The following is an 11,748-nucleotide window of genomic DNA, read 5'->3' as shown; positions in this document are numbered from 1 at the left end:
TGCATCCTTGGTGTACTTAACCGTGAAAGTCAAATCTTTGGAATTACTATTCACTGTTTGAGCGGCAATTTCAGCTTGGTCAGGCGTATAACCATCAATAACTGGGCTTTTGACTGCTTCAAAGTTTTGATCGCTTGACCAATCACCATAGGTAACTTCACCTGTAACAGCATCAGTATATTTAGTCCGAGTGAATGTCAGCGACTTGGTATAAGTGTCTGCCGCTTCTGTGCCATCTGCATATTGATAGTGAATTGTTTGATTAACTGTTTTTGATTCCGTTGTCACAGTAGTTGCATTTTTTTTGTAAATAAAAGTAATGTTTTGGGGATCACTTGAAAATGTGCCAGATGTAGCGGCACCATCTTTAACTTCTTTGAATGTATAGCCTGAGACAATCTTCTTTTCTAACGTAAATTGGTCGCCCACAAGGCCATTTCGTGTTTCATCGGAAGAAATAGTATTATTATCTTCGTCAACAAATTTTGCAGTTATTGTTCCACCAGTATATTTCAAATGCATAGTATAAGTTACACTTGTTCCGTCTCTACCATCAGGAATATTATAAACCGTGAAATTTACTGATGCTGGCTTGTCCGCCTGTAAATTTTCATAATTCCAAGTAACTGTTTTTTGATCACTCGAGACGATGCCACCATCGCTAACATCTTTTACTGGAATAGTTGATCCATCGAAATATTTAGATGTATTAGTCAATGACAATGATTCACCTTTTGTGAGAGTTTTTGTTCCTAAATCGATTTTGTGGCCCCAATTACCAATTGAGTTATATCCACTTAATCTTCCAATCCATGTTCCACCAAGGCGACTGAAATCATCAATCTCGTTACTTCCAAATGTGTAACTCTTGATGTACCATTGAGAGTTTAATGTAATTAAATTCTCAATCTGATCGTTTTTTAAAGGTAAATCACTTAAAATTAATTGGAATATCGACATATTTTTCAAACTTGTCAAAGGTGTTAAATCTGAAATTGGATTCCCTCCTAACCATAAATGAAATAATGTAAGATCTTCGCCAGCACCATTCCAAACACCTTTATGTTCCCAGTCAGAAAAAGGAGATAAGTCAGAAATATTGTTTCCGTAAATTCTGATATCATTTACATAATTAAGATATTCAAATCCTTCAATCGAACTAATATCCGAATCAGGATGGCTAAAATAAACAATTTTATTCAAGTCTTCCTGTGAAACTTCTGAATCAACACTCAATCCCAGGTCACTAGCGACAGCTTTAGCCATATTTGTGTCTGGAAATATTGAGGATATTTGTTTGGTTCCAGATAATTGACTAGCAGATATCTTACTACTAAGACCAAATAGTAAGAACAAGAATAAACCAAATACTAGTATCATTTGATATAATTTAAATTTTTGAGCTTTTTTACACATAATTTCTCCTAATAAATAGTTTCTAAACTGTATTTATACAAGAAATACAGTAGCTTATTATAACATCAATCAATATAAAAAAATTAGTTAACTGTCACCCCAACCCCCGCCAAGGGCAGCAAGTTGTTTTGAGCAGAGAGAGCCCTTAGGTAAATCTCAAAAAAGAGAATACTTAAGGGCTTTTCCAAGGTATAGCTAAGAGCCATCGCTTTGGTCAAGTCGCCAACATCGTTTAAAGAGCATTCTGCCCACTCTCCCGTTGAATACGGGTAATGTGTTGCCAGACTTCCGCTCTGAGCTTAAAACGCCTCTCAGAGCCTCCTAGGTGCTAATCTAGGAACCACTACTTTGCCAATCACTTGCTGGGCGAGCTAACCCATGTCCAATTATTCATTGCCCAGTTGCACGCTACTTCAACCTTTGGACGTGGTTTGGACGGAACAACTGCCTCCCTCCTTACGGGTACACGCCTGTCCCGTTTAAGCCTTATAGGATAACGGCCCAAAGGAAATCAAAAGCCGTCACAGTAACTAAAAAGGAGACCGCCTAGCTGGTTGCTATGCGATCTCCCTATTTTTTAAAGGTTGATTATTTATTTCTCTGTCGGTAAAATAGACTTATAGAAATAAAGGCATGGCAACTGTTGTGGCAGTTACTGTGCTGGCCATAACCAACCCGGCAAGGTTGGTTATGGCCTTTTTTGTTAAATTTATTTAATTTCGGTGGTGAATGTATTAATTATAGGCTGACACTCAACACCCTAATATTACTTATACAACATGGAATTGTCAAAGTTTATTTTTACACGTATACATGTATACACATATACATATATACACATATACATGTATATGTGTATACATGTATATGTGTTTATCACGTTATCGATTTATTACTTATTTAGTTTGATAAGATAGTGATATTTAAACTTATATAATGTTCATATACACATATACATGTATACACATATACATATATACACATATACACGTATATATGTATATATGTATACGTGTATACACAAAGACTGAATTTTGATATACTCTAAACAGATGAATTAAGTTGAGGAGAATTATATGTCTACTAAAATAACGTTTGGCAATTTTAAGGGTGGAACTGGAAAAACGACTAATAGCGCTCTAATTTCTTACCATTTAGCACGCAAAGGCTATAAAACTTTACTAATCGATTTAGATCCCCAAGCTAATGCAACTTCCTTGCTTTTAAAAACTGCCCAAAATGAGAAAAAAGAAACTATTTCTTTTCCTAAAACATTAATGACGGCTATATCAGAAGAAAATCTCTCACAAATAATTACACCAATTGTAAAGAACCTTTCTTTACTGCCCGGATTTGCAGACTTTACCTCATATCCTTTATTTATTGAAAAAAAATTTCCCGATAGTCAAAAAGATAGAATTTTCTTCTTAAAAAAATTAATAACTACTATAGAGAAACAATATGACTTTATTATATTTGATGTACCGCCAACATTAAGTATATATACCGATAGCTCAATGGTTGCGTCTGATTATATTGTTATTGTCTTACAGACACAAGAGCGGTCCCTTGTCGGCGCAGAAGCATTTATTCAATATACCCAAGAGTTATATGATACTTATTCTTCGGAAGTGAATTTTGATATTGTCGGTATTCTTCCAGTATTACTAAAAAACACCTCACCTGTAGACCAAACTATTTTGGAACAATCAAAAGAAAAATTTGGATCAGAAAATCTATTTAAAAATGTAGTGCGTAATATGGAGCGTGTTAAACGATATGATCTAATTGGCATCACAAATCCTGATGAATCGCATAAAAGAGACATGCACGATTTAAGATTACATGAACTTTACAGCAAAATAACCGATGAATTATTAACGAGAATGAATAAATGAGTTTACTAGATAAAAATAATATTAATGCACAACATAGAAAGCTGATTCAACGATCAGATAATATTAGTCCTGAAACTACATTTCAGAGAGACTCTTTATTTTCTGTTAGCGAGAATACTAACAAACGAAAAAGTAAGCCTCTTAAAGAAAAACAAACAACCATTCGTGTATCTGAAACATCTGCTAATGAAATTCGTAGTTTAGCTATCCTGCTGGATATGAAAAATGCAAATGACGTTGTCACTTCATTAATCGATTATTACGAAGCACAATTTAATGTCGATGAAGAGTCAGAATTAAAGCAAATTAAAAAAATTATAAACCATAAGTAGCTAAAAGATAACAGCACAACAATTGGACTAGATTATGAAATTTGGCAAAAAGTAAGTTTCTTAAGAGAATATAGAGGTTGGTTAAAAGACTATAAGGGTTATTTCACAAAGAGCCAGAAAGGCTGTTAGAGGGGATACTTAAGATAAGCTATCTTCGGTCAAGAATTGGTATAGTTTAACAAATCTTAAATCAAAACTGTTTCAAAGAAAGGAATACCGTACTTTTATTTTCCTTAAAAGATCAAAAAAAGCGGCCGCCTTACTAATTAAGTAAGGCGGCCGCTTTTTTTCTTAGAAAAACCATTGTTTCTTGTTCACTCGAATTTTTCAATTGTGATACTTCGCGATTAATCTTATTTTAAGTTCCAAAGGTATCATACTAAAACAATAGTGAACGCTATATGATCTATTTTTTTGGAGAGCTATTTTCGTAAAGAACGCTTTTTAGTGTTTAGTCATATAGACCAAAACGCATAGCCAACAAACCTTTTTTTATTTTAAAATTTGGATAAAAAAGTTCCTTGTTTATTTTGAATCCACAGCACTAATTTTTTTGTATTATTGACGTGCACTCTGGTCGATATATCAATAAAATTATTATTTATCATTTTTAGCAATATTTCTTTGTAAATGATAATCGATAAGCTCAAAGCATTTTTATTTTTTTTATCTGAGATTTGATTAACAATTAAATCAGCATCTTGGTATTTAGATAGGGCAACCTGCGCTAAATATTTTAACAAGGCCCGTGTTTTTTTGTTTGTATGATTATTTAGTAATTCATTTTTTTGAATACGATACTTCAATAATAGTTCACTTGGGATGAAAAATCGATCAGCATTAGCATCTTCATAAACATCTCTTAAAATATTAGTTAATTGCAATGCTATTCCTACATTTATCACAGCTTTTCGATTATAACTTTTGCATGGTGATAGTATATTAAAAATAATGCAGCCAACAGTCCCAGCCACTTGGTAACAGTAATCTTCTAATTCTGTTAATGTTTCTATTTCACTATGATTGATATCATGTAATTGACCGTTAATCATATCCCTCATTAATTTTTTTTCTATAGAAAAAAAATTAAAAACATAGGCTACTTTATCAGCAATATTTGACTCTTCATTAATAATGACTCTCTTTTTTTTTGAAGCTATCTCCCATGATGCAACCAATTTATTAAATATTTCTTGTTTATTGTTATCAGCGGCATCATCGAGCTTACGTAAGTAGTCATAAATAACAAATATGCTGTAGGATTTTTCTTTGTCTAATTTTGAAAAAGCAAAATAAAATGATGAAGAATTTTTTTTAATTGTCTTTTTACTATTATAAAAACTTTTCAAGACGTTGGATGGAATTGTTTGACTGTTGCTCATTTCAAAAATCCTTTATCAGTTCTTTTGCTGCCAGCTCCCCGCTAGTAATAACAATTGGGACTCCAGCACCTGGATGAACGCTGGCTCCTGCAAAATAAAGATTATCTATTTTAGAATGTTTATTGTGAGGACGGAAATAATTACTTTGTTTTAATGTTGGCTTTAATCCAAATGTTGAACCAAAAAAACTATTATATCGATTTTGAAATGTCACTGGTGTGTAAACTTTTTTTAAACTAATATTTTTTTCCAAATCTTTTAAATTAAGTTCCTTCTCAACTTTATGAATTATTTCTTTTGTAAATCTATCAGTATTAATTTTGCTCCAATCAGTATTTTCTTTTAAGTTAGCGACTGGTACTAAAATATACAAAGACGATTTTTCACTAGGTGCAAAACTATCATCAATTGAGCTAGGATTGTAGACATAAAAAGATGGATCATCAGGCAAAATTCCATGATCAATTTGTTGTACATTTTTTTCGAAATCATCAGACATTTTTATAGTGTGCAGTTTAAGCTGATTAAATTTTTTATTGACCCCTAGATATAGTAAAAAGCAAGACATAGAATAGTCCATATTTTTAATATTTTTTTTACCGTACTTTCCTTTTTTATCATCATCTATGTCTAAAAGGTTTGTCATTGCATAAGGAAAATCAGCATTTACAACTACTGCATCCGATTTTATTAAGGTATTGTTGACAAGCAAACCACGAACATGTTGATTTTTTTCTACAACTATTTTCTCTACTGTAGCGTTGTACGCTATTTTTCCTCCTAATTCTATTAAGCGCTTTTCGAGAGCTTTTGCATATGTAAACATGCCTCCTTTTATGAACCAAACCCCATAAATTAATTCAATCATAGGAATAATGTTATATATTGAGGGCCCACTAAACGGAGAAATACCAATGTAAAGAGTCTGAAATGATAACAAATATTGTAAATCTGTATTTTGGATATTTTTCTGAATAGCAGTGAATGAAGATGTGAATGTCTTTAATTTATAAGCATTCCAAAGTGTTTTTATATTATAAAAGTCCCGGGGGCCGCGAAAACTTTTATAAATAAAATTATTTTTGGCATTGATGTACTTATTGTAAATGTCTGTTACGTATTTTAAAAATCCGAGCATTTCCGACTCATCATAGTTTTCAAACTCTTTTGCGAGATTAACTAGATCAGAAGATAAAGAAATTTTTTTATTATTAGTTATAACATCCATAATAGGATCAACACGTTCTAGGGTAAAATAGTCTTTATAATTAACTCCACTATCTAAAAATGGCTTTTTATATGTGTCTGGCATCATAACTATTGTGGGACCAGTATCAAATTTAAACCCTGAATCTTCTATAGTATCCATTTTCCCGCCAGGCCTATTATTCTTTTCATAGATGGTAACTTGATATCCTTCCTTTTGTAAGTAAATTGCGGTAGTGAGGCCACCAACACCTGCTCCAATTATTGATATATTCGTCATATATTGTATCCTTTCCTTGTAATGGTTAATTTTACTGATTATAAATTATTTAATGTTGTCACTCTACTTTATTGTACACTTATTCTTTGTTGTAAAATCAATTATTCTAATGACTTACTTTGTATAATTTATTCTTTACTAGATACAGAAGCTTCAATTGCCAATGAAATTTTAGAAATAATAACTACCATGATACTGGCGTGAAGAGAGGATTCATAGTAAATGAAGGGTTAATTGTGGATGTTAGCTTATTTGATAAGGAACCATTATAAGTAAATGTAGCCTTGTTATTTCCTGAAACAGCTGTATCGTTGTTAGTTAAATTTCCATTGACATTAGCTAATGTCAACAAATTAGTCTTATTGTTTGATAGTTTGCCATTTTCAATTAACTTGTTAGATGCTGTTGTGCCATCCGATCGCTTAACCGATAGGTTCAATTCAGCAACTTTACTAATATCAGTTGAATCATTTTGTTTAAAGCTATTAACACTAACATTTACTGGGCGACCAGAGTTATTGGTAATATTATAGGTTGGCGACAAAATTTTGCTATCATTTGAAGTGTTATAAAAAATGGTAGCTGTATCCAAAGTGATATTAATCCACTTATCAGATCCTTCTGGAATGTTTGAGTCGGTATTAGTATTATCTCCGCCTAAAGTACCATTAACCTGGACGTCTGCGTTATTTGTTCCATCATTGTAAGTTTTAGTATTTACGTTTGCTGCTGCTCCAGTATTGTTGTCATCAGCGTTTACTTTATTCAAAACTCCAACCGATGAAACTAATAGAGCACTTGCTACAGCTAGGCTAATTAATGTTTTCTTCATCTCTATTCTCCTTATTTTACTACTATGGTAATAGCAGTTGATACCTTTCCTTTTTCTTTTGAGGTCTTTTCGTCATAGACTTTGAAAATAGCAACACCTTTATAATGCCCTACTTTCAAATTTTTATCAAGCTTCGGATTTTTAACCTCATAACCGACATCCATTCTTCCAGACCTATAAACAACTTCACCATTATCCAACGTAATAGTAACAGCAATAGGATAAGAGTTACTAGTTGGATTTTTAATATTAATATCACTGAATTGTGAATTTTTATTGACACTAATGTCTGAATTTATAATCATTTGAAACTTACTAGCATCAGCTTTTTTTTGTGCATACTTAGCAAGCTCTTCATCAGTTAATTTTTTCGCATCTTTGTAATCTGGAAGAAAGTCGCCTGAAACTATTTTTTTTGTGATAGTAGGACTATAAACTTGGTTAAAAAAGTATCCAGCCCCACATGAAAATAATAATAATAAAAGTAAGATTAACCACACTATTACTTTTCTTTTTTTCTTCTTTTCAACAGAATCACTAGTTATATCGTTTTGATTTTTATATTTCAATATACTTTGCCCTCTCATTCAAAAAATAAATTAATTTTGTAGCTAAGATTTTCATACTTTGAATAGTTAATCGGGCCTTTGTACTGGCCAATTACATTAAAAATACTTTCACCGGTAAAACCAGGTACTGATATTTTCATTGGTTCGCCTGAATATACAAAAGGTAGTATGTCATTGTCTGTATCTTTGATTTTAAGGGCCAAATATATTGACTTGTTCAGTGTGTCAGAATCAATTTTATCAACAAGATTAGCAGATCCACTTTCTTTCACTGCTGAATTTATATAGTAATTAAAAGTAAAGTTAGAATTATTAACAATTTTATATTGATTATCAGATGTGAACAAGCTATTATCCAGAATGGTGAAATCAGTTTTAATAGGAACCGTTATATCTAGCATACTTTTTTTAACATTAATATCCTTTGCGATCCATTGACTTGTTGTATCTTCAGAGCTAGACGAAAGAGCTTGTCCTTTTGCCCTCATGTAAACAACGTAATTTCCTGCAGGAACATTATTTACATCTACATGATCGTCATTAGTTACTCCTGTAAAGTCGGCTGTTGAATCATTAGTGATTATATTTTGGCTATTATCAGAATCAATATCCGAAACTAAAGACTTTTGGTATATCTTGTATTCTATACCCTTATAGTAGTAAGGGCCTTCTATATTAAGATTATTTAAGTTTATTTGGCTAATTAAAGGATTACTTTTAACAGTTGATGTAACATCTCCACTGGCTTTTGTTTTTGCATGGTAAAACAATTTAGTGCTATTAGACCCAAAAACACTGTTGTTTAAGATATTATTTCCGGAAGATGTCGGTTTTGTTAGTTTTGAAGGGTTGTAATAATCAAAGAAATACGGGAATGTAGATTGATTATTTAAGGTAACGTCATGGTTAAATATACCTTTTGATTTTTTATTTTCAATCAATAGACCTTTTGGATTTATAGTATTGAACTTTATATTATCTGAAGCTGCTTCTCCAAAAGCACCATTCCCGACAGCTTCAAAATAAGATCCTGAATTTAGTGTTATATTGCCAGCTTCTGTGCCCATTGTGGCACCGTTTCTTATGTTATTAAGTCTAAAAACCGAATCATCATCAAGAGTTAAATTGAAGTTTTCCCCCCAGCAAAATATCTTCTTACTGGTTGTTATGTTTACTTGAGCATTTTTTTTCACACTAATATTTGCTGTATCTCCTGGCCATAAAAAACCAGCAGTACTGGTATCGGATTCATGGTAAATATTAGTTACACTGTTTTTATCAAAAACAATGTTTGTTGCGCCTTGTAAAAATTCCTGCCCCCATCCAGATCCTGGAGTTACTGTAAAATTATTCTGTCCAGTAAAAGTTAATTTCGTATTATTATTAAGAACAAAAGGTTGAGCAGCGCCAGTTCCAACATAAGTGACATTATTTATTTTTAGATTGGCCCTATAATCAGTTCCTTGTAAAATGCCATACCAAGACTGAATATGTTTACTATCCCCAAAGGTGACGTTGTTATAACTAACATTTAAATCATTTTTGGTTAACGTAAAACCCGGCCAATTTCCTTGATTAGATCCATCATTTAAAATAGCATGATTATTTCCAATAATATTAACATCTGAATAGATGAAGATACTTTCGTTATCATCGTGGTGAATATCATTTTTCAATTCAATATTTAAAATATTTTGTGATAAAGCATCCTTTAATTCCTGTTTTGTCGATACACTAACGGTATTGGTTTCTGCTTTTCCTGTTACTGCAAAAGCAGATATAAAAAATGAACAAAATAAGGCGATGAAAAATGAACAAAATAAGGCGATGAAAAATATTTTTTTCATGTAACCAATCCTTGACACTTTCACTCTATTGAAATAAAAAGTTTTCATATAAAATCTATTATAACCGATTTCACTCTTTATTACTATATTTATCAATAAAGGGTGAACTCTTTATAATGAAAAAAGCTATTTTATGATCTATTAATTATTTTTTATTTGCTTCAATGCTATTAAAAACTGCCCAAAGGACGTATTGTTTACTTGGTTCCTTGGATCATCATGCCCAATGAGCAAGATCGTAAAAAAAGTGATATTATCGTTGTTGAAATCATTGATTAATACCGCTATTTAACATAGCGTGCATTAGTTAAAGTTAAAATAGGAAAACCTTCGATTTCTCCACGTTCGTAAGATGATAAAATTATGGGCTTTATTTTAAATTTTATCGTTCGAGGTGATCATAGAATCTTCTTAGTCAGAAAAGGGGCATATTTTTTGCAGTCTATAAATTTTAAAAAAATAACGATTTTGTTAATGGTTACTATTGGAATTTTATTTTCATCTACCTCAGGTAAAGCTATGGCAGATAGTGTCGATGACTGGATGCCTAATAAGAATTTTCAATCACTGATTCTAGACAATATGAAATCCCAAAACATAGATGTTAATGACGTTAATGACATCACTAAAGAAAAAATGTCTGAGCTGAAATGGATAAGTAATTCATATAAAGATGAACAATGGAATGTTCACAATTTCGATTTACTTAGCCAAGATCGAGGATATGCTAGCTACTCAATTGAAGGTATTCAATATGCTAGTAATATATCTAATTTACAACTAGCAAATAATTTAAACTATGGCAATAAAGTTGCTATTGGTGATATAGTTGATATTTCACCAATAAAAAATTTAACTAGCCTAAAATATATTTTTCTATATGGAAATCGCATTAAAAATATACAACCATTAGTTAACATTCAAAACAAAGGAAATATTCATTATTTAGACGTTTCTAATAATAGTATCTCTGATTTCACTGGTTTAGATACAAGTAAATATCCAGTAGAGGGAATTACAGAAGTAATTAACAATGAAGTTCCACATCAAAATATTAGAATCATACATGAAAATCCTTCTATAGATTCACAATATGCGGTTACTGATCCTGTTTACATCAATTCTGGAACAAGTGACTTCACTTTAGATATTAATAAAATAGTAAAATTACCAAACGGTAAAACAATTACGAACATATCAGCTATGGACTCCTTCGTCCCATTGGAGAGCAACTTAGGTTATATTTTCCCATACCAGAGTGGTACGACCTCGTATGAAAAAATTAATAACTCAACTATTAAATTTTATAATTTAAAAGAGCAAATAGAAAATCCTAGTAACAATCAAATTCCCCATATATCAGGCTACCAATCCGTGAATATCCCATATAAATACTATATGATTGTGAACAATGAAGCGGACAATGGTTCCTTTTATATTATTCCTTATATATTTGGTGAAAAGCCGGTCGATCATAGTAGTATCAATGGATCTGATTACAAAATGACAGTAGGAGATCCTCAACCAACTGTTTCTGACTTTCAAGCAACGGCTACAAATTTTGAAGGAAAAAATATTCCAGTTAATGTTGACTTGAGTCAAGCTAATTTAAACGAGGCAGGAACCTATGAGGTTATTTTGTCAACTGAAGATGGTCAATCCAAGAGGGTTCAATTAATTGTAAAGAACGCGCCAGCTGAGTCAACGGAGACCAAGACAGTTAATGAAACAATTCACTACCAGTACGCAGATGGCACAGAAGCGGCAGACACTTATACCAAGTCGCTGACATTCACTCGGACTGAATATACTGATGCTGTTACTGGTGAAGTAACCTACGGTGATTGGTCAGCCGATCAAAACTTTGAAGCAGTCAAAAGCCCAGTTATTGATGGTTATACACCTGACCAAGCTGAAATTGCTGCTCAAACAGTGAATAGTAATTCCAAAGATTTGACTTTCACGGTTAAGTACACCAAGGATGCA

At 32.0% G+C, this 11,748-nt stretch carries 9 protein-coding genes; 3 read left to right on the top strand and 6 right to left on the bottom strand.

All coding sequences use genetic code 11. From position 1 onward, the window contains the following. A partial coding sequence (locus G6R28_RS05850) for a mucin-binding protein (protein WP_213793309.1) occupies positions 1-1,416 on the bottom strand: 1,416 nt, incomplete at its 3' end. A 1,076-nt stretch (positions 1,417-2,492) separates the two neighbouring features. Here G6R28_RS05850 and G6R28_RS05845 point away from each other — a divergent pair. Both G6R28_RS05845 and G6R28_RS05840 read left to right on the top strand, forming a co-directional pair. After that, complete coding sequence (locus tag G6R28_RS05845) at positions 2,493-3,314, top strand: ParA family protein (RefSeq protein ID WP_213793308.1); 822 nt, start codon at positions 2,493-2,495, stop codon at positions 3,312-3,314. After that, positions 3,311-3,646, top strand: coding sequence for a replication and copy control-associated protein (locus G6R28_RS05840; RefSeq protein WP_213793307.1), 336 nt, complete (start codon positions 3,311-3,313; stop codon positions 3,644-3,646). Before G6R28_RS05845 ends, G6R28_RS05840 begins: the two co-directional genes overlap by 4 nt. A 497-nt stretch (positions 3,647-4,143) precedes the next feature. Here G6R28_RS05840 and G6R28_RS05835 read toward each other — a convergent pair whose 3' ends face one another. The 5 genes from G6R28_RS05835 to G6R28_RS05815 form a co-directional block, all read right to left on the bottom strand. After that, positions 4,144-5,028: a phytoene/squalene synthase family protein gene (locus tag G6R28_RS05835; RefSeq protein WP_213793306.1), complete on the bottom strand. Its 885-nt coding sequence runs from the start codon at positions 5,026-5,028 to the stop codon at positions 4,144-4,146. 1 nt (position 5,029) lies between these two features. After that, entirely contained in the window at positions 5,030-6,514 is a 1,485-nt protein-coding gene (locus G6R28_RS05830) for a phytoene desaturase family protein (RefSeq protein ID WP_213793305.1), read from the bottom strand. A 184-nt stretch (positions 6,515-6,698) separates the two neighbouring features. Beyond that, positions 6,699-7,346, bottom strand: a complete 648-nt coding sequence (locus G6R28_RS05825) for a hypothetical protein (RefSeq protein ID WP_213793304.1) — start codon at positions 7,344-7,346, stop codon at positions 6,699-6,701. An 11-nt stretch (positions 7,347-7,357) separates the two neighbouring features. Next, positions 7,358-7,933, bottom strand: coding sequence for a hypothetical protein (locus G6R28_RS05820; RefSeq protein ID WP_213793303.1), 576 nt, complete (start codon positions 7,931-7,933; stop codon positions 7,358-7,360). Beyond that, positions 7,930-9,762, bottom strand: coding sequence for a hypothetical protein (locus tag G6R28_RS05815; protein ID WP_213793302.1), 1,833 nt, complete (start codon positions 9,760-9,762; stop codon positions 7,930-7,932). The genes G6R28_RS05820 and G6R28_RS05815 overlap by 4 nt, the downstream gene beginning before the upstream one ends. A 363-nt stretch (positions 9,763-10,125) precedes the next feature. On the opposite strand from G6R28_RS05815, the gene G6R28_RS05810 reads away from it, so the two are divergent. Next, positions 10,126-11,748 (top strand): mucin-binding protein (locus tag G6R28_RS05810; protein ID WP_420798100.1); only part of this gene is annotated, 1,623 nt, incomplete at its 3' end.

It is taken from the genome of Fructobacillus papyrifericola (genome assembly GCF_018437235.1).
GTDB classification, from domain to species: Bacteria; Bacillota; Bacilli; order Lactobacillales; family Lactobacillaceae; genus Fructobacillus; species Fructobacillus papyrifericola.
This window is presented reverse-complemented; position numbering and strand designations above follow the sequence as displayed.